General features: G+C 75.6%; 18 protein-coding genes. 10 read left to right on the top strand and 8 right to left on the bottom strand.

Annotated features, from left to right (window positions below):
• Nucleotides 1-21: 21 nt before the first annotated feature.
• Nucleotides 22-939: an NADP-dependent oxidoreductase gene (locus ACZ5D2_RS07345; RefSeq protein ID WP_468927970.1), complete on the bottom strand. Its 918-nt coding sequence runs from the start codon at nucleotides 937-939 to the stop codon at nucleotides 22-24.
• A gap of 215 nt (nucleotides 940-1,154) precedes the next feature.
• Nucleotides 1,155-2,231 (bottom strand): RNA ligase (ATP), encoded by a 1,077-nt coding sequence (locus ACZ5D2_RS07350; RefSeq protein WP_371680187.1) that lies wholly within the window; start codon nucleotides 2,229-2,231, stop codon nucleotides 1,155-1,157.
• A gap of 157 nt (nucleotides 2,232-2,388) precedes the next feature.
• On the opposite strand from ACZ5D2_RS07350, the gene ACZ5D2_RS07355 reads away from it, so the two are divergent.
• Complete coding sequence (locus tag ACZ5D2_RS07355; protein WP_371680186.1) at nucleotides 2,389-3,132, top strand: SDR family NAD(P)-dependent oxidoreductase; 744 nt, start codon at nucleotides 2,389-2,391, stop codon at nucleotides 3,130-3,132.
• Between the two features lie 37 nt (nucleotides 3,133-3,169).
• Here ACZ5D2_RS07355 and ACZ5D2_RS07360 read toward each other — a convergent pair whose 3' ends face one another.
• From ACZ5D2_RS07360 to ACZ5D2_RS07370, 3 genes are all read right to left on the bottom strand, one after another.
• The gene (locus tag ACZ5D2_RS07360; protein ID WP_371680184.1) at nucleotides 3,170-3,757 is read right to left on the bottom strand and encodes a peptidoglycan-binding domain-containing protein; all 588 of its coding nucleotides are present in this window, start codon (nucleotides 3,755-3,757) and stop codon (nucleotides 3,170-3,172) included.
• Between the two features lie 441 nt (nucleotides 3,758-4,198).
• Entirely contained in the window at nucleotides 4,199-4,432 is a 234-nt protein-coding gene (locus tag ACZ5D2_RS07365) for a hypothetical protein (RefSeq protein ID WP_371680183.1), read from the bottom strand.
• A gap of 44 nt (nucleotides 4,433-4,476) precedes the next feature.
• Nucleotides 4,477-5,802 (bottom strand): MFS transporter, encoded by a 1,326-nt coding sequence (locus ACZ5D2_RS07370; RefSeq protein WP_468927851.1) that lies wholly within the window; start codon nucleotides 5,800-5,802, stop codon nucleotides 4,477-4,479.
• A gap of 282 nt (nucleotides 5,803-6,084) precedes the next feature.
• Here ACZ5D2_RS07370 and ACZ5D2_RS07375 point away from each other — a divergent pair, with 282 nt between their 5' ends.
• The 4 genes from ACZ5D2_RS07375 (at nucleotide 6,085) to ACZ5D2_RS07390 (ending at nucleotide 8,780) form a co-directional block, all read left to right on the top strand.
• A complete protein-coding gene (locus tag ACZ5D2_RS07375) occupies nucleotides 6,085-6,552 on the top strand; it encodes a hypothetical protein (protein WP_468927854.1) in 468 nt (155 codons plus the stop codon).
• A 103-nt stretch (nucleotides 6,553-6,655) separates the two neighbouring features.
• On the top strand, nucleotides 6,656-7,489 hold the full coding sequence (locus tag ACZ5D2_RS07380) for a MerR family transcriptional regulator (RefSeq protein ID WP_371680180.1): 834 nt from the start codon (nucleotides 6,656-6,658) through the stop codon (nucleotides 7,487-7,489).
• 60 nt (nucleotides 7,490-7,549) lie between these two features.
• A complete protein-coding gene (locus ACZ5D2_RS07385) occupies nucleotides 7,550-8,371 on the top strand; it encodes an SDR family NAD(P)-dependent oxidoreductase (protein ID WP_468927858.1) in 822 nt (273 codons plus the stop codon).
• A 37-nt stretch (nucleotides 8,372-8,408) separates the two neighbouring features.
• Nucleotides 8,409-8,780 (top strand): MerR family transcriptional regulator, encoded by a 372-nt coding sequence (locus tag ACZ5D2_RS07390; protein ID WP_371680178.1) that lies wholly within the window; start codon nucleotides 8,409-8,411, stop codon nucleotides 8,778-8,780.
• A 28-nt stretch (nucleotides 8,781-8,808) separates the two neighbouring features.
• On the opposite strand, the gene ACZ5D2_RS07395 is transcribed toward ACZ5D2_RS07390, so the two are convergent.
• Nucleotides 8,809-9,120: a hypothetical protein gene (locus ACZ5D2_RS07395; protein WP_371680177.1), complete on the bottom strand. Its 312-nt coding sequence runs from the start codon at nucleotides 9,118-9,120 to the stop codon at nucleotides 8,809-8,811.
• Between the two features lie 89 nt (nucleotides 9,121-9,209).
• Between ACZ5D2_RS07395 and ACZ5D2_RS07400 the strand changes: the two genes are divergently transcribed.
• On the top strand, nucleotides 9,210-9,692 hold the full coding sequence (locus ACZ5D2_RS07400) for a hypothetical protein (RefSeq protein WP_371680176.1): 483 nt from the start codon (nucleotides 9,210-9,212) through the stop codon (nucleotides 9,690-9,692).
• Nucleotides 9,693-9,832: 140 nt separating this feature from the next.
• Here the strand turns inward: ACZ5D2_RS07400 and ACZ5D2_RS07405 are convergent, their stop codons facing one another.
• Entirely contained in the window at nucleotides 9,833-12,562 is a 2,730-nt protein-coding gene (locus tag ACZ5D2_RS07405; RefSeq protein WP_371680175.1) for a DNRLRE domain-containing protein, read from the bottom strand.
• Nucleotides 12,563-12,928: 366 nt separating this feature from the next.
• Between ACZ5D2_RS07405 and ACZ5D2_RS07410 the strand changes: the two genes are divergently transcribed.
• Genes ACZ5D2_RS07410 through ACZ5D2_RS07420 form a run of 3 tightly spaced genes read left to right on the top strand, consistent with a single transcriptional unit; the run spans nucleotide 12,929 to nucleotide 14,725 of the window.
• A complete protein-coding gene (locus ACZ5D2_RS07410; protein WP_371680174.1) occupies nucleotides 12,929-13,615 on the top strand; it encodes a hypothetical protein in 687 nt (228 codons plus the stop codon).
• Nucleotides 13,616-13,649: 34 nt separating this feature from the next.
• Complete coding sequence (locus tag ACZ5D2_RS07415) at nucleotides 13,650-14,309, top strand: HAD family hydrolase (protein WP_371680173.1); 660 nt, start codon at nucleotides 13,650-13,652, stop codon at nucleotides 14,307-14,309.
• Nucleotides 14,306-14,725, top strand: a complete 420-nt coding sequence (locus ACZ5D2_RS07420) for an ankyrin repeat domain-containing protein (protein ID WP_371680172.1) — start codon at nucleotides 14,306-14,308, stop codon at nucleotides 14,723-14,725. Before ACZ5D2_RS07415 ends, ACZ5D2_RS07420 begins: the two co-directional genes overlap by 4 nt.
• 20 nt (nucleotides 14,726-14,745) lie before the next feature.
• Here ACZ5D2_RS07420 and ACZ5D2_RS07425 read toward each other — a convergent pair whose 3' ends face one another.
• Complete coding sequence (locus tag ACZ5D2_RS07425; protein WP_371680171.1) at nucleotides 14,746-16,668, bottom strand: glycoside hydrolase family 5 protein; 1,923 nt, start codon at nucleotides 16,666-16,668, stop codon at nucleotides 14,746-14,748.
• A gap of 238 nt (nucleotides 16,669-16,906) precedes the next feature.
• Between ACZ5D2_RS07425 and ACZ5D2_RS07430 the strand changes: the two genes are divergently transcribed.
• Nucleotides 16,907-17,209, top strand: coding sequence for a hypothetical protein (locus ACZ5D2_RS07430; protein WP_030231436.1), 303 nt, complete (start codon nucleotides 16,907-16,909; stop codon nucleotides 17,207-17,209).
• Nucleotides 17,210-17,319: the final 110 nt, after the last annotated feature.

Consider the following 17,319-nt stretch of genomic DNA (forward strand, 5'->3'; position numbering starts at 1 on the left):
CGTCCCCGCCCGTGCGGGCGGTCAGACCTCGATGACGATCTTGCCGGCGGTGTGGCCGGACTGGCTGCGGGCGAAGGCCGCCGCGAGGTCGGCGAGGGGAAAGGTCTCGGCGACCGTGACCGTCAGCTGCCCCGCGTCGGCCAGGGCCCCCAGGGCCATGAGGTCGACGCCCGCGGGGCGGACCCACATCCACTGGCCGCCCGAGCCGAGGACCGTGTGGTCGGCGATCGAGGCGTGCCGGCCGCCCTCGGCGAGGACGGCCAGGGTGACGTCGAGGACACCGCCGACGAAGTCCGCGACGACGCTGACGCCCTCGGGCGCGAGGGCGCGGACCCGCTCGGTCAGGCCGTCCCCGTAGGCGACGGGCTCGCAGCCCAGGGAGCGCAGCCGGTCGTGGTTGCGCGGGGAGGCGGTGCCGATGACCCGGGCGCCGAGCGCGCGGGCGATCTGCACGCCGAGGGATCCGACGCCGCCGGCCGCACCGTGCACGAGGACGGTGTCGCCCTCGCCCGTGCCGAGCCGGGTCAGCAACTGGTAGGCGGTGAGCCCGGCCAGGGGCAGGCCGGCCGCCTGCTCCCAGCTGAGGGAGAGGGGCTTGGGCGCGAGGGCCCGTACGGGGACGGTGACGTACTCGGCGAAGGTGCCACCGTGCACGTAGTCCTTGCGGGCGTAGGCGATGACCTCGTCCCCGACGGCGAACTCGGGGGTGTCGATGCCGACGCGTTCGACCGTGCCGGCCACGTCCCAGCCCGGGACCACGGGGTGGACGACGTCCATCAGGGCGTCGAGGCCTCCCGCCATGATCTTCCAGTCCACGGGGTTGACGGAGGCGCAGCGGACCCGGACGAGGACCTCGCCGGGGCCGACCTTGGGGACGGGCTGCCGGGTCTCGGAGAGCACCTCCGTCCCGCCGTAGGTGTCGTACGTCATCGCCCGCATGGTGGCCTGGGTGTCCTCCGGCATGTGCGTGCCCTCTCCGTGAGCCGTGATCCGGTGCAGTGATCCGGTGCCGTGATCCGGTGCCGTGATCTGGTGGAAGCGCCCCCTTGTCCATCCCACCACGAAAGGCCGTGCCCGCCCCGGGAGGCGGGGCGGGCACGGCGCGGCGCGGCGCGGCGCGGCGGGAGCACCCCCGGCAGGGGCACCGGACGGGATCACTCGTACTCCGTGCCGCCCTTGCGCGTCAGGTACGCCGGGCTGACCGCCTTGGCGATGGCGCGCCCCCCGGTCACTGGGCTGTAGCGCTCCGCCGCCGGGCGGATCACGACGCCCTCGCGCAGGTGCAGGCCCCGGCCGGAGACGGTCTCGCGGCCGTTCGCCAGTTCCAGCACCTCCTCCAGCACGTACGGACCCTCGAACAGCCGTGGCACCAGCGGCAGTTCGCCATCGCCGAGCACCCGCTCCGGGTCCAGCCAGCGCACCTCGCCGTCGATCTCGGCGCAGACGTCGAAGACGGCGTAGCCGGGCGGCTCGTCGGAGGCGCCGCCGCGGGCCCCGTAGGCCAGGTCCTGCACCCCCGAGCCGTACACCTCGGCGAAGACCCCGACCCGGGTGGCGCCCAGCCGCGCGGCCAGCCGGGCGGCGACCCCGGCCACGCCGTGCCCGCGCACCGCGCGCCAGTAGAGGTTGCGGTCGTCCTCCGTGAGGGCGAACCCGCGGGAGCCGAACCCCTTCGAGGAGACCAGGACCCGCTCCCCGTCGGCGACGTACGTCATCAGGCAGGCCGTGCCGTGGAGCTTCTCCGTGAGGACCACCGGCTCGCCCTCCTCGAAGATCCCCGGGTAGCGCCTGAGGTTCTCGATGTCCGTCCACGGCAGGAGGTCGGGGGCCGACTCGATCTCTCCGTCCATCGTCGTGGGTACCGGTGGCGACCATTTGACGATGCCGAGCAGTTCGGCGAAGTCCGTGCCCTCCTTCGCAGCCGACTCCAGGTCCACCCCGGCCAGCGCGCGGGGCCGGCAGACCAGGCCCTGCGAGAGCTCGCCGCGCAGCCGGACCGCCCGGACCCGGTCGTGGGAGCTTCCCGCGAGCCGTCCGGTCAGGCCCAGCTCCTCGATCAACGCGGCGGGCAGGACGGCCTGTTCGGGTATGTAGAGGGCGAAGTCTCCGGTGCGGTAGGCGCCCTTCGCCACGACGGCCCGGTAGAGGCCGACCTGGGCCAGTTCCAGGGCATCGGCGTTCGGGTGTCCGTGGACGGCGAGTTCCTCGACGGTGACGCGCAAGGTGGACAAAGTACGGCTCCTCTCGGGAGGTTCAGGACGTCCGGCCCACTCTCGGGTGGGCCTTTTACGCTGGTCCAGCGAATATCGCGGTGCTAGCCTGCGCCGCGCGGGGGCCCGGCCCGCAGGCCCGCCGCGCACCCGTCGTCACCGGTTCCAGGAGGCCCCGATGTCAGCTCGTCCCGTCACGGTCGTCACGGGCGGCAGCCGGGGCATCGGCGCGGCCGCCTGCCTGCGGCTCGCCGCCGACGGCCACGACCTGGTGCTCGGCTACGCGCACGACCGGGCCGCCGCCGAGGACGTCGCGGAGCGCGTACGGGCGACCGGCGCCCGGTGCGTGACCGTACGCGGCGACACCTCCGAGGAGTGCGCGGTGGAGCGGCTCTTCGACATCGCCGGCGCCGAACTCGGAGCGGTCACCGGGCTGGTCAACAACGCCGGCGTGACGGGCCTGCCGAGCCGCCTCGCCGACGCCCGCACGGAGGACCTGAGGCGGGTGGTGGAGGTGAACCTGCTGGGGTACCTGCTGTGCTGCCGGCGGGCCGCCCGGGACATGGCGGAGAGCGGCGGCGGGGCCATCGTGAACGTCTCCTCCGCGGCGGCCACGCTGGGCAGCCCCGGGGAGTACGTGCACTACGCGGCCACCAAGGCGGCCGTCGACGCCCTCACGGTGGGCCTTTCCAAGGAACTCGGCCCGGACGGCATCCGGGTCAACGCGGTGGCGCCCGGCATCATCGAGACCGGGATGCACGCGGCGATGGGCGATCCCGACCGGCCCGCACGGGCGGCGGCGGGCATCCCGCTGGGCCGGGCGGGGCAGCCCGAGGAGGTCGCCGGGGCCATCGCCTGGCTGCTGTCGGCGGACGCCTCCTACACGACGGGCACGGTCCTGCGCGTCTCCGGCGGCCGGTGAGGGGCGCCGACGCCGTACGGAGCCGCCGCGGGAGCCGTCACGGGGCCGTCAGCCCGAAGGCCGCCCGGGTCGCCGGGCCGTAGATCCCGCGCGGATCGCCCTTGATGTCGCGGTCGCGCTGGAGCTGGGCCACGCCGCGCCGGGTCTCCTCGTCGTAGACACCGGTCTGCGAGACGTACGTGAACCCCTGTCCGAAGAGCCGCTCCTGGAGGTCGCTCACCTCCGGGCCGCGGTCCCCGGGGCGCAGCGTCCCCGACGGCTGACCCGGGGGCTTCTCGCCGGGCGCGCTCGGCCCCCGGCCGGACGGTCCCGTCGTGGGCGTCCCGGACGGCCGGGCCGCGGCCGAAGGGCTCCCCGCGGAGGCGGTCCCTCGGGCGGAGCCGGACGGTGCGGGCGACTCCGTACCGGTGGCGTCCTCGCCGGGCTCGGCGGACTCACCGGCTCCGGGGCTGCCCACGGGCAGCGCCGGCAGGGCGAGCCCGGGGTGTGCGGCGCCCGGGGCGGGCTCGGGTGCGGGGCCGCGCAGCAGGAACAGCAGCCCGCCCGCCGCGGCCGACGCGAGCAGCGCGAGGGCGGCCAACGGCAGCCGGCTCCGGCGCCGCCCGCTCCGTTCGCCGGCGTCCACTCCTGCCGGTCCCGGCGCAGGGGGCCCGGACGGCGCCGCGGCAGCCGCCGCCGGGGCCTCGGGCGGATCCAGCGGCCAGGGCGACGCACCGGCCGGCTCCGAAGGCCAGGGCGACACCACCGGACCGGACGCGACCGGACCGGATGCCACCGGACCGGACGATGCCGGACCGGACGATGCCGGACCGGACGTCACGGCAGCGGAAAGCGGCGGACCGGACGGTGCCGGGGCGGACGACGCGGCGTGAGCCGCCACCGCCCGGGGCATGGGACGGGTGGGGGCCGCCTGATGGGTCGCGGGACCCGTGGGGGGCACGTAGGGGCGGACGAGCCGGCGGTCGGCGGACTCGGGGGCCCTCTCATCGGGGTGTGGGAACACGATCGTCTCCCGGCACGGTCGGGGGCCGGTGCGGCGGTGCGGTACCGGCCCCCGTCCCGCCGGTCAGGCCTCGCGCCGCCGGGCGGCCGGGGCCGTTCCCGCCCCCGCGGCGGGCGCGGTGGCGCCCCCGGTCGGGAACGGGACCGTCGTGTCCGCGCCGGTCGGCGCGGTACCCGCGTCCGGAGTGCCGGGCCCGTCGGCCACCGCGCCCCGGACGGGCGAACCGCCGAGGGCGGCCGGGGGGAGCGTGGAGCGGGCGGACATCGACATTCCAGGTCTCTCCGAAGTGCGGCTCATGTGGTGCCTCTTGAGCGGACTCTTTACGTCCGGGGGCGCTCCGGTCAAGCCGGGTGTCCGATCCGCCCCATCCTTCCCTTCTGCGCGGGACGGACCCGGCTCCCCGGCTCCGCCGACCGGTTGTCCGCGTGCTCGGGGACGCCTCCGTCGGGGCCGGGCCCCCGGCGGCCGTCCCGTCCCCGGAGGAGCGAGAACGCCACCGCCCCCGCGGCCGCCGCCATCAGGGCGGCCCCGCTCAACGGGGCGGCCGGCACCGCGATTCCGTCCACGGCGAGCCCGCCGACGAGCGCGCCCGCCGCGATCGCGAAGTTGAACATGGCCACCATCAGGGCGGAGGCGGCCTCGGCGGCCTGCGGCGCCGCCCTCAGCATCCAGCCCTGGAGGCTGACCGACACCCCGCCGTACGCCAGCCCCCACACGAGCAGCAGGCCGGTCCCGGCGACGGCCCCCGGCAGCAGGGCGATCAGCGTCAGCGCCGCCCCCAGGGTGACGCTGACGGCCAGCAGCGTACGACGGGCGTCGCGCGGGCCGGCCAGGAAGTTGCCCGCGACCCCCGCGAGGCCGTAGCCGAGCAGCAGGGTGCTGACGTAGGAGGCGTCGATGCCGGAGACCTCCCGCAGGACGGGGCGGACGAAGGTGTACGCGGCGAACTGGCCGGTCACCACCAGGAAGGTGACGGTCACCCCGGCCCGGACCCCGCGGTCGCGGCGCAGCAGGACGGGGAGTTCGCGCGCGGTGACGCGGCGGGCGGTCGGCAGCGGCGGCAGCAGCAGGAGCAGGGCGGTGGCGGTGACGGCTCCGAGGACACCGACCGCCGCGAAGGCGGTGCGCCAGCCCCCGAGTTCGCCGAGCAGGGTCCCGGCCGGAACGCCGAGCACCGAGGCGGTGGGGACGCCGCCGAAGATCAGGGCCGTGGCCCGGGGGACGTGGTGCGGGGGCACCAGCCGGACCGCGAGACCGCCCGCGATGGCCCAGAACCCGCCGACGGCCACGCCGACGAGCAGGCGGGCGGCCAGCACCACCGCGAAGTCCGGGGCGAGCGCGGCCACGAGGTTGGCGACGGCCATCAGCGCGACCAGGACGCACAGCACGTGGCGCCGGTCGAGACGGGCCGCGCCGACGGCCACCAGGGGCGCGCAGAAGCCCGCGACGACCCCGGGGACGGTGACCATGAGGCCCGCCGTTCCCTCGGAGACGCCGAGGGCGGCGCCGACCGGGGTGAGGAGTCCGATGGGCAGCAGCTCGGAGGTGATCAGGCAGAAGATCCCGAGGGAGACGGCCGACACGGCCGCCCATCCCCTGCGGGGCTCGGATCCGGGGCCGGGTTCCGGGCCCGGTTCGGGAACACTGGACGCGGCGGGTTCGGTCATGCTCGGCACTCCGTACGGCAGAAGGCGGGCGGACGGGTGAACGGGGCACGGCGGCACCAGGCTCCGGGGGTCGCGCCTCCCCCGCCGCCCGCACTGCCGTGCCGTGCCGATCGCGTTCGCGCCCCATTCTGCGACCGTCCGCGCCGGGTGCGGCCTCCCCGTGACGAATCGATTCGGCAACGGGGTGGCCCGCCCGTTGCGGCGCCCTCGCCCCCCGGACCGCTTCACCCGGACGCGTGAGCCGTGGAACCGGGCCGCCCCGGACTACGGCATGGTGGTCGGATGCAGTTACGCCGGGCCGCCCTGCCGCTCTCCCTCCTCGCGCTCCTCGCGAGCGCCGGGTGCGTCTGCGTCACCCCGGAGTCCGGCGGTCCCGGCCCGGCGCGCGGCTCCGTCCCGCCCGTCGACGCCCCCGACGCGGCCGACGGACCCGACGGCTCCCCCGCCCACCGGGCCGCCGCGGTGCCGCCGGGCGGGTCCCTGCCGCTGCCGCTGGGCGAGATCCCCGAGGCTGACCCGACGCCCTCCCCGGCCGGGCCGGAGCCCGCACTCCCGCGCACGGTCCACCGGCCCGCCGAACGGCCCGTGAAGCCGGCGGCGCCCCGTCGGGTACGGCCGCCGGGGCCCGCGCCGCACGTGCCCCGGCCGGCGGCGCCGCGTACGCCGCGCGGGGAGGAGGTGTGCGCCGCGGCGGAGGGCGCGCTCCCGCCCGCGGTCGTCGACCTGTGCGTGCGCCAGTACGGGCGCTGACCCGGCCCCGCCTCCCTTGGACGGCCCCCACCAGGGGGTTCGCCCGGCACTCCCGGGGAGACTTGACCCTCACACCGTGTCAGGCCGTCCACTGGAGCACGTCATGTTCAGCATCGGAGATTTCGCCAAGCACGGCCGGGTGTCGGTCCGTATGTTGCGTCACTACGACGCCCTCGGACTGCTGCGTCCCGCACGTGTCGACCCCGTGACCGGCTACCGGTCCTACGAGGCCGGGCAGCTCGCCCGCCTCAACCGCGTCATCGCGCTCAAGGAGCTCGGCTTCAGCCTGGAACAGGTGGGGACGATCCTCGACGCGAAGGTGAGCGCGGAGGAGCTGCGCGGGATGCTGCGGCTGCGCCGCGCGGAGCTGGAGAGCGCCGCGGCCGAGGCCGCCGCCCGGCTCACGCAGGTCGAGACGAGGCTCCGGTCCATCGAGAACGAGGGAACCATGCCCACCGAAGAGATCGTCGTGAAGAGCCTGCCGCCGGTCCGCCTGGCGGAACTGACCGGGGTCGCCGCCAGCTACGCCCCGCAGGACATCGGGCCGGTCATCGGCCCGTTGTACGAGGACCTGTGCTCCCGGATCGAGCGCGCCGGGGTGGTCCCGACGGGTCCGGGCCTGGCCCACTACGAGCCCGCTCCCGGCGGCGAGCCGGGATCCGTCCTGGTGCACGCCGGGCTCCCGGTCGCCGCGGCCGTCCGCGCCGAGGACCTGGGCGCAGGGGTGCGGATCGTCGAACTGCCCGGGATCGAGCGGGCGGCGACCGTGGTGCACCGCGGCTCGATGGACGGGGTGCTGCCGACGGCGCAGGCCCTGGCCCGGTGGATCGACGCGAACGGCCACCGCTCGTCCGGATACGCGCGCGAGCTGAACCTGGACTGCCCCGAGGACCGGGACCTGTGGGTCACCGAGCTCCAGGAGCCACTGCTGCCCTGACCCCGCGGGCCGGGCCGGGTTTGACCCTGCCGCCGGCGGCAGGGTTGCACGATGACCGGCATGAACAGCGCGAGCAGCAGTCGGAGTACAGGCGGCACGGACGGCACGGACGGCGCGGGCGGCACGCAGCGTGCCGCGGCCCCCTCCGGGAAGGTCGTCGCCGTCACGGGCGCCGGCAGCGGCATAGGCCGGGCCACGGCCCGTGCCTTCGCCGCCGGGGGCGCCCACGTGGTGGCCGTCGGACGGCGCGCCGATCCGCTCCGGGAGACCGCGGCGGGGGACGACCGGATCACCGCGCTGCCCCTCGACATCACCGACGGGGACGCGCCCGAGCGGCTCGTAGCGGCCGTGGCCGGGAGGTACGGCCGACTGGACGTGCTGGTCAACAACGCCGGCATCGTGCGCGGCGGCGCCCTGGGCACTCTGACACCGGAGCTGATCGGCGCGCAGCTCTCGACCAACCTCGTGGCCCCCGTCCTGCTGGCGCAGGCCGCACTGCCGTTGCTGGAGGCGTCGGGCGGGGTGATCGTCAACGTCAGCACGTCGGTGGGACAGCGGGCCTGGCCCGGCAACTCGGTCTACGCGGCGACCAAGACCGCCCTGGAACTGCTCACCCGCAGTTGGGCGGTGGAGCTGGCGCCGCGCGGGATCCGGGTGGTGGCGGTGGCCCCGGGCGCGGTCGACACCCCCATCGGCGAGCACCAGGGGCTGACACCGGAGCGCAGGGCCTCGGTGCGGGACTGGCAGGTGGCGCACACCCCGCTGGGCCGGATCGGCCGTCCCGGGGAGGTAGCCTGGGCCATCACCCAACTCGCCTCGCCGGACGCGTCGTTCGTCACCGGTGTGGTGCTCCCGGTCGACGGCGGTGCGGTGGTGGCGTGAGGGAAGCGGTACGGGAAACGGTGCGGGAGGCGGGGGCATGCGGATCGGCGAGCTGGCCGGGGCGACGGGTACGACCGCCCGCGCGCTGCGCCACTACGAGCAGGCCGGGCTGATCTGCTCCGAACGGGCGCCCAACGGCTACCGCGTCTACGACGAGCGGGCCGTGGTGCGGGTCCGCAACATCCGCCACCTGCTGGCCGCGGGGCTCACACTGGACGACGTACGCGTGTTCCTGCCCTGCCTGGACGGGGACGTGGCCGCCGCGCCGCCCTCGGACAAGGGCCTGCGGGTGGCGCTGGACCGCCTCGCGGTCCTCGACCGGCGCATCGCGGCCCAGACCGAGGCCCGCGACCGGCTGGCGCACGTCCTCCGCGCGGCGACCGGCGAGCGGATCCGCCCGGTCGCCTGACCCCGGCGCGGGCGGCGTCCGCGCCCGCTCAGGCGGCGGGACGGCGCCGGCCGCGGACGTCGGCGCAGCGGCGGACCGTTTCCCGGCGGACGGTCCGCAGCCGCCGCACCGTGTCGTGGCCGCGGCGGCGCCATTCGGCGCGCGGCAGCCCGGCGCGCTGCCCGCCGCCGCTGATCAGGGCGTTGACCGGGACGTGCGGGTCGGCGGCCATCCCCTTGGCCACGAGCACGCCCACGACGAGCGGCACCAGGGCCACGGCCAGCGCGGAGCCCGCCGCGCCCACCTGCCGCAGGCGGGGGTGGGTCGCGGGGGCGGGGTCGGGGGCGGTCGCCGATGTCATGCCGTCATTCCAGCAGCGGCGCCGCGGCGGGGAATCGGCGCGCATACTCAGGCCGTTGCGCACGATGTACTCAGAAGGGGTGGTGCGGGGTGCCGGACGCGGAGCGGGAGCGGGGCTTCGAGCCCTCGGGGGGCGACGGCCCGGAGGCCGACGGCGGCCCGGCGCGGGCGGCGGAGCTGCGCACCGCGTACGAGGGGCTGCTGCGGATCCGGCGCCTGCTCGGGGGCCGGGAGGACGTGCCCGCGCCGTGGGAGCTGCGGCTGATGCCGCGCGCGGTGGCCCTGGTGCTGGAGGCGGCCGGGTTCCCGCCGTCGGCGGTGGACGCCCGGGGGCGGCGCTGCCGGTCGGGCTACCGGGTGGCGCCGTCCGGCACCGGCACGGGCCGGGTCGAGGTGAGCTGGCCGGGGCCGCCCGGGGGCGGGGCGGCACAGGAGGAGCGGGAGCGGCTGACGGCCTGCGCGGCGGAGCTGGAACGGCACGGCTGGGAATGCCTGCTGTACCGGGGCCCGCGGGGCCGGCGCTTCCTGGAGGTGGAACCCGCGCACCGGCCGCCGGACCGACCCGCGGGCTGACCGCGGCACCGCGCGGAGGGGCGCGGAGGGGCGCGGAGGGGCGCGGAGGGGCGCGGAGGGGCGCGGAGGGGCGCGGAGGGGCGCGGAGGGGCGCGGACCCCGACGGGTCCGCGCCCCCTGCCGTTGCGGCCGTCCCGGTGCTACGGCGCGCCGAAGGTCAGGGTCAGCCGAGGCGTCCCCTCGTTCGCGGCGGCTTCCGAGGACCACAGCCACAGCGCGTCCGTCCCGGCGCTGGTGAGCGCCAGGCCGTAGGAGCCGCCGAGCGCGCCCGCGAGCGCCGCCGTGTCCAGACCGGCGGTGTGGACCGCGGACCCGTCGGGGACGCCGGGGAAGGTGCCGAGCGCCGTGGCGCCCAGGCCCGGACGGTTGTTGTACGTGGTCCCGGCCTCCGACCACGCTCCGGTCACCGGGACCACCGAGACGGTGTCCGTGGTCCCGGCGCCCGCCATGGTGCTGGTCTTGACGCTCAGCGTGGCCGACTTGAGCACGGTCCCGGCGGGCGCGGCGGGCAGGCCGAAGCGCAGGTAGCTCGTGTACAGGGAGGTCCCGCGCACCGCGAGGGAGCCGGAGGTGCCGTAATTGCCGTCCGGGGCGCCCGCGTTGGCGTACGTGTCCTCGGACGCGGTGACCTGGAGGACCGTGTCGGCCGGGGCGGAGGCGAGGGTGTAGTGGTTCTGCACCTGCGCCGCGCTCAGGACGCCCGGGTAGACGGCGGTCTCGTCGATCAGACCCGCGAAGTGCTCGCTCGTGGGGCGGTCCGGCCAGCCGCCGAGGCCGTCGAAGCCGACCCGCCAGTAGCCGGTGAAGTTCTCGTGCGTGGTGACGTTCAGCGTGCCCTTCTGCGCGCCGTCCACGTACAGGGTCATCCCGCCGGGACCCTGGGTGGCGACGACGTGGTGCCACTTGTCGTCGTTGTAGGAGGCGGCGGTGGTGATGGTGCGGGTGGCGCCGGTGTAGACGCCGTAGACCAGCCGCCCGTCATTGGTCATGTAGACGTGCTTGTCGTACTGACTGCTGCCGTTGATCTGCTGGTTGCCGAAGCCGACCAGTTTCCCGCCCTGGGTGGTGCCCGTCCTGAACCAGGTCTCGATGCTGTAGGTGCTGCCGACGTTCTGCCGACGGTCCCCGTAGACGTGGGCGTTCGTGCCGTTGAAGCCGATCGCCGTGCTCGCGCCGCCGACCGCCCCCGGGGACTGGCGCAGTGCCGGGGCGTTCTGGTGCACGCCGGCCTGGTTGCCGTCGGAGGAGTCCGCGACGTACGGCAGGGACGATTCGTCGTAGCGCCAGTAGAGCTGGGCGCCGTCCGCGCGGACCTGGCTCGGGTACGCGTCCGCCGACGTCGGGACGGTCACGCTCACGGTGCCCGAGGGGGCGCTGACGTTCCCCGCGGCGTCCGTGGCCGTGACCCGGTAGGTGTAGGACTGGCCGGCCTGGGCGGTGGTGTCGGTCCAGGAGGCCTGCGGGCGTTTGAAGAACAGCGAGTCCGCGGTGACCGTGCCGATCGGGGTGGCCGCGCCGTTGCGGTAGATCCGGTAGGTCAGGGCACTGTCGTCCAGGTCGAGGCTGGTGCGCCAGCGCACCTGGACCTCGCCGGGCCGGAAGGCCGCCGCGCTCGCCACGGGGGTGGTGGGCGCGCCCGTGTCGTCGGTGGAGGAGAAGTGCGTCAGGCTCTGCTGCGCCGCACCGTTGACGGTGGTGAACTCCCCGCCGACCCACAGGTAGGGCGTGCTCGCCTTGGAGCCGACGGTCATCACGCGCGGGCCGATGCCCTCGCCGATGCCGTCGTTGGTGTCGGGGGCCCAGCCCAGCTTGCCGACGCTGGTGGTCGGCTGGGCGAGGAGGTGGTGGCGCTGGCCGTCGGGGTACTCGCCGACGCTGGAGCAGTCGTGCGCGTGCGAGGCGCTGTAGAGCACGCTCCGGTACGGCAGGACGGCCTGGGTGGCGCCCAGGCAGGTGTCGCGCCAGCGCTGGTTGAAGTCGGACAGGTTCAGGGCGATGCGGCCGTCGAAGACGCCGCCGCCGGTGCCTTCGTTGGCGGTGTAGAAGCCGGTGGCGTCGGTGGCGATGTCCTTGACGACGGAGTTGGTCTCGATGAAGCCCGGGTAGGTCTTGGTGAGGGCCCCGCTGGCGGCGTCGACGACGGCCAGGGCGTGGGTGTTCGTACCGTTGACGGTGAAGAAGTCCCCGCCGAGCAGAACGTTTCCGCCGTCCGGGGTGACCTCCACGGCGCGGCCCGGGTCGTCGGCGTCGGCCCTGAAGGGGCGCAGCGCGCCGTCGGTCGCGCCGACCGCCGCGAAGCGCTGGCGGGGCTGGCCGGCGACGGTGAGGAAGTCGCCGCCCGCGTACACGGTGTCGTCGGTGACGGCGATGGCGCGGACGGTGGCCGCGAAGGCGGGCCGGAAGGACTGGTTCACGGTGCAGGTCGCCACGTCGATGGCGGCGATGCTGGAGACCGGGGTGCCGTTGACCGCGCCGAAGTAGCCGCCCGCGTAGAGCGTCTTCTTGTCCGGGGAGAGGGTGAGCGCGCGGACGGTGGCGGTGCCGCTGCCGATGGTGAACGACAGGTCGCAGGAGGTGGGGGCGCCGGTCGCGGCGTCGAAGGCCGCGAAGTTCACCGCCGGTCTTTCGGTGCCCCCGCCGCCCGCGGGCGGGCGCACGGTGGAGAAGGTGCCGCCGACGAAGACGGTGCCGCCGGCCTCTGCGAGGGCCCAGACGACCCCGTTGGGCTGCCAGGTGGGCAGTGGATCGGCGGTGAAGGCTACGGGCGGGGTGATGGCCGCCGCCTGCGGGACGAGGCCGAGGCCGACGGCCGCGCCGGAGCCGGCCAGGGACAGGGCGAGAGCGGCCGCCAGCCCTCTGGATCTACGCATGGACCCCCCAGTTCGGTGTACGTGGGTACTGCGCTGCGCGTGCGCCGCGCGGGAGGCGCGGCACACCGACGTACGGCCGGGCCCGGCGGACGGGCGCACGGCCGTGCGTACGGGCGCACCCTAGGACGAATCGGCGGGCCGGTCATCCGACTTGACCCATCGGATGCCGAACGGACCGGCGGGCCGGGCCGCCCGGGGTGCTGCGGCCCGGCCCCCGGGATAGGCTGAAAAAGGACGCCCAGGCCCCGGGGCCGCCGTACGCGGACCGGATCCCGTGAGGCCCCGCACACGGCCGCGCCGACGGTGCGCGCCACCGGTGGGCGTCCGCTCATCGACCCGATGCTTCCCCAGCCGAGGAGGGAACGCATGAATCGGCACGCTCGCTACGCACTGCTCACCCCACTCCTGGTGTCCGCCGTCGCCATGCCGTCCACGATGGCCCGTGCGGCGGTGGCGTCGTCGGCCCCCGCTGCGGTTCCCCAGGCGGCCTGCGCGCTGGTGGCGGCGCCCAATACCAATCCCCAGGAGTTCGACCTCACGCTGACCGGCTTCAGGTCCAACCAGAGCGTCCGGATCACCGGCCCGGAGAAGTTCACCCTCACCACCGACGGGGCGGGCGCCGCAACGAACGAGGACGTCAAGAAGGGCACTTACAACGCGACGGTCCAGGGGAACAACCAGGGCAAGAGGACGATCACCTGCGGCAAGCCGGCCAGGACGACCACGACCGCCGTCCGCGTCTCCGACGTGGACATCACGGGTGCGTCGACCACCCCTGCTTCCGTCGACTGCACGGTGGCACAGAACGTCACCTTCACGGGCAAGGTCGCGGGTAGCGGCACCGGAGACGTAGACCTGCAATGGACCGGCAGCAGCGGCAAGAACAGCAATCCGACACTGAAGTTCACCGGCCCGGAGACGGCCGCGCCTTCGTTCGTCGTCAGGTCCACCCCCCGCACGAAGGCCGCGGACCCCGCACCCGTCGTGTCGGCCACCCTGCTCGCGGGCAAGGCGCAGGACTTCTTCGTGTTCACGCTCAAGTGCAACCCCTGAACCCGGCGCGCGGCACGTCGCCTAACCTTCCTGCATGATCGTTGCGAACGGACCCGTCCAGCTGGTGATCTTCGACTGCGACGGGGTTCTCGTCGACAGCGAGCGCATCGCCGCCCGTGTGCAGGTGGCCCTCGGTGAGCGGCTCGGCTGGCCGCTCACCGAGGACGAGGTGGTGAGCCGCTTCATAGGCCGCTCCAGCGCCTCCGTACGGGAACAGGTGGCCGCCCGGCTCGGGGACCGGGCGGCCCACGAGTGGGACGAATCCTTCGCCCGCATGCACGCCGAGGCCGTGGACGCGGGCCTCGCCCCGGTCGACGGCCTGCCCGAGGCGCTCGACCGGATCACCCTGCCCACCTGCGTCGCCTCCAGCGGGTCCCACGAGAAGATGCGGCACACCCTGGGCCGCACCGGCCTCTACGACCGTTTCGCGGGCCGCATCCACAGCGCCACCGAGGTGCCGCGCGGCAAGCCGGCCCCGGACCTGTTCCTGTACGCCGCCGCCCGCATGGGGGTCGACCCGTCGGCCTGCGTGGTCGTCGAGGACAGCCGGCCGGGCGTCGAGGCGGCCCGCGCGGCCGGCATGCGCTCCCTGGGCTACGCGGGCGGCCTGACCCCCGCCTCGGCCCTCGCCGGAGCGGGCACGACGGTCTTCACCGACATGCGCGAACTGCCCGCCCTGCTGGGGGAGGTGTGAACCTGCGCGAGCGCAAGCGGCTGTCCGGTCTGCTCGTCGGGGCGGCCGCGCGCGGTGACGCGCCCCGGGTGGCGGCGCTGCTGCGCTCCGGCGCCCCGGCGGCCGCGGCCGACTCCGAGGGCACCACCGCCCTGTACGCGGCCGCCGTCGCCGGTGCGGAGCGAGCGGTCAGGGACCTCCTCGCGGGCGGCGCCGACCCGGACGCCCAGAGCGGCGGGCCCACCGACGGCACCCCGCTGTGCGGGGCGGCCGCCTGGGGGCACGCCGCCGCGGTCGCGGCACTGCTGGCGGGCGGCGCCGACCCCGCGCTTCGGGAGGACGACGGCGAGGGCCCGACCCCGCTGGAGTGGGCGCTGCGCGGCGGGCACGCGGAGACGGCCCGGCTGTTGCGCGCGGCGGGTCCGTCCGGGGGCTGAGGCCCCCGGACGGACCGCGTTCAGGCGGCCGGCAGGGTCCGGCACAGGAGGGCCGCCGGGGAAGGGCGGGAGCCGACGCGCGTGGTGAAGGCGATGCCCGCCGCGTACTCGGTCGGCAGGCACTGCCCCTTGTAGTGCCCGGAGGCGAAGTCGCCGCCCGCGGCGCCCTCCGGCCGGTTGTCCCCGCGGTCGAACCAGACCGTGCGCCCGCCGTCCGTCGGCAGTGCGCCGCGGGCCGGGGCGCACAGGGCCGCCGAGACCCGCTCGCCCCGCTCGCTGTACCCGATGAGGAACTGCCCCGCCGGGCACTGGAACTTGGTGTAGCCGCCGGCCCAGTCGCCGCCCGCGGGGACGTACGCCTCGTCACGGACCACCGTCTGGCCGCCGGCCGGGGCGCGCAGGTCCGAGGTGGAGCACAGGCCGTACCCGCCCGTGTGGCTCAGGCCCGCCAGGCGGGCACCGTCGGGGCAGACCGCCTTGCGGGCACCGACGTCCCAGTCCCCGGCCGCGCGGGTGCGCAGCGAGGCGACGTGGTCGCGGTGGGAGGTGTCCAGCTGGTACCAGGCGGGGCCGGCGGGGACCGGCCCGGTGCGGCCGGGGGCGGTCGCGAGGGCCGTCCACGGGGTGGTGCGCCAGTCGGCGGCGTCGAGGACCCCGGTGCGGCGGCCGGTGGCGTCGTAGCGGAGCATCGCCCAGCTGTCACCGCCCGGGGCGCCCTGTGCGGTGGTGCTCCAGCCGACGAGGGGCCAGTAGGCGAAGTCTGCGTCGGAGGCGGCGAGCTCGCCGGTGAAGTTCTGGAACCAGGCGCGCGGGACGGCTCCGCTCTCGTCCGCGCCGATGCCGAACTCGCTGATCCAGACGGGGGCGGTGAAGTGGGTGCCCGTCTCGGCGGAGACGAAGAAGGCCTGGTCGTAGAGGGTCTGCCGGAGTTGGGCGGGGGTCATGTCCTGGTAGCGGAGGTCGTGGGTCTCGCCGAGGCCCGTCGCGCCGCTGTGGTGGGGGCCGGTGTACCCGTAGAAGTGGGCCGAGTAGACCAGCTTGCCGGAGACGACGAGGGTGTGGGACAGGGTGCGGACGGGTGTGAGGGTGGGCCGGCCGTGCGGGAGGCCGTCCAGGGGGATGCCCGTCCAGTTGATGCCCTCGATGACGATGAGCAGGTTGGGGTTGGCCTCGGTGAGGATCCGGTCGGCGGCCTCCTGGGAGGCGGCCTGCCAGTCGTGGGCGTCGCCCAGGCCCCAGTTGGGGTCGTCCCAGGTGTCGCGGCGGACCTCGTTGTAGAGGTCGGCGCCGACCACGCGCGGGTTGTCGCGGTAGCGGCGGGCGAGGAAGACCCAGTCGTCGGCCCATTGGGCGGTGGAACGGCCGCTGTTCCAGCGTTCGTTGCCGTCGAGGCCGCAGCACCAGCGGGTGGTGCCGGTGTGGTTGTTCAGGATGACGGCGAACCCGGCGTCGGTGAGGGCGCTCACGACGGCGTCGTAGACCTGGAGCGGGGTGCGGCCGCGCAGGGCCGGGTTGGCGGCGACGGCGGAGTCCGGGACGGGAGCGGCCGTGTGCAGCATCTCGTTGGAGAAGGGCAGCCGGACGCTGTTGAGCCCGAGCGCGCGGAAGTCGGCGAGCAGGGTGGGCAGCGCGACCCGGTCCAGGCCGAGCGGTATGCCGTGGGAGTCCTGGCCCGCGTGGTGGGTGGCCGGGTCGTTCCGGTCTCCGGAGCCGCTCCAGGAGCCCTGGGCGCCGTCCCAGTTGCCGGAGCGCAGGCGGAAGCGCTCGCCCCGGGCGTCCACTATGTAGCGGCCCCGGGTGGAGAGCGGGGGCGTCCAGGCGGCGTCGGCGGCCGCGGGCGGCGCGGCCTCCGGCGCGGGTGGGGGTGCGGGCGCGGCGACGGCGGGAAGGGCCCCGCCCGCCAGGAGCAGCACGCTCAGCACCACCCGTAGAAGGCTCTTCATGTCGGCTCCCGCCGGCTCCGGCCGCCCCGGTCCGGGCGGCTGCGGCGCACAAGTTACCGGTCGGTCGTGTCACAGGGAAGGCTTCGGCGGCCCCGCTCCGGAGCCCCGGAGCCGTCAACCCGGGCGGGTCCGCGCCACCCCTCCCCACGGGCCCTGCCCGGCAAAACCGCCCCGCGCGGGCCCGCCTCCCCCTACGGTGCACCCAGGGGACGGGCGCGCGTACCGGAGGGTGGGGCTGATGGACGACGAAGAAGACATGCGGCTGGCGAGGATGACACCGGAGATTTCCCGCCGGACCCTCGCGATGCTGCGCGGGCTCGCCGGGCTGGAGCCCCCGGAGCAGGTACCGGAGGAGGCCATGGTCGTCGCGGACGCGATCCTCGCCGAGCACGGCACCGACGGGCTGCGCGTGCTGGTGATGACGCTGGCCGCCTGGGCGACCGCACAGATCGAGAACGTCGCGGAGCTGAGCCGGCGCAGCCACGAGGCGGTGCTCGACGCGATGGAGCTGGCCTGCCTGGAGGCCAACGCCGAGGAGTAGCCGCCGGACTCCACCGGAAGGGTTTCCTCCGGCGGGTCGCGGGCGACGCTCCGGAACAGGGGTGCGCCACCCCGGGCGGTGGCGGGCGACCGACCGTACCGGCCGCCGCG

It is taken from the genome of Streptomyces sp. NPDC031479 (assembly GCF_055581065.1).

What these genes read in the sequence shown, in the direction of transcription:
- ACZ5D2_RS07430 (WP_030231436.1), top strand. Translation starts at nt 16,907, where the DNA reads ATGGACGACGAAGAAGACATGCGGCTGGCGAGGATGACACCGGAGATT.
- ACZ5D2_RS07395 (WP_371680177.1), bottom strand. Translation starts at nt 9,120, where the DNA reads ATGACATCGGCGACCGCCCCCGACCCCGCCCCCGCGACCCACCCCCGC.
- ACZ5D2_RS07365 (WP_371680183.1), bottom strand. Translation starts at nt 4,432, where the DNA reads ATGAGCCGCACTTCGGAGAGACCTGGAATGTCGATGTCCGCCCGCTCC.
- ACZ5D2_RS07390 (WP_371680178.1), top strand. Translation starts at nt 8,409, where the DNA reads ATGCGGATCGGCGAGCTGGCCGGGGCGACGGGTACGACCGCCCGCGCG.
- ACZ5D2_RS07425 (WP_371680171.1), bottom strand. Translation starts at nt 16,668, where the DNA reads ATGAAGAGCCTTCTACGGGTGGTGCTGAGCGTGCTGCTCCTGGCGGGC.
- ACZ5D2_RS07410 (WP_371680174.1), top strand. Translation starts at nt 12,929, where the DNA reads ATGAATCGGCACGCTCGCTACGCACTGCTCACCCCACTCCTGGTGTCC.
- ACZ5D2_RS07415 (WP_371680173.1), top strand. Translation starts at nt 13,650, where the DNA reads ATGATCGTTGCGAACGGACCCGTCCAGCTGGTGATCTTCGACTGCGAC.
- ACZ5D2_RS07355 (WP_371680186.1), top strand. Translation starts at nt 2,389, where the DNA reads ATGTCAGCTCGTCCCGTCACGGTCGTCACGGGCGGCAGCCGGGGCATC.
- ACZ5D2_RS07405 (WP_371680175.1), bottom strand. Translation starts at nt 12,562, where the DNA reads ATGCGTAGATCCAGAGGGCTGGCGGCCGCTCTCGCCCTGTCCCTGGCC.
- ACZ5D2_RS07345 (WP_468927970.1), bottom strand. Translation starts at nt 939, where the DNA reads ATGCGGGCGATGACGTACGACACCTACGGCGGGACGGAGGTGCTCTCC.
- ACZ5D2_RS07375 (WP_468927854.1), top strand. Translation starts at nt 6,085, where the DNA reads ATGCAGTTACGCCGGGCCGCCCTGCCGCTCTCCCTCCTCGCGCTCCTC.
- ACZ5D2_RS07370 (WP_468927851.1), bottom strand. Translation starts at nt 5,802, where the DNA reads ATGACCGAACCCGCCGCGTCCAGTGTTCCCGAACCGGGCCCGGAACCC.
- ACZ5D2_RS07385 (WP_468927858.1), top strand. Translation starts at nt 7,550, where the DNA reads ATGAACAGCGCGAGCAGCAGTCGGAGTACAGGCGGCACGGACGGCACG.
- ACZ5D2_RS07380 (WP_371680180.1), top strand. Translation starts at nt 6,656, where the DNA reads ATGTTCAGCATCGGAGATTTCGCCAAGCACGGCCGGGTGTCGGTCCGT.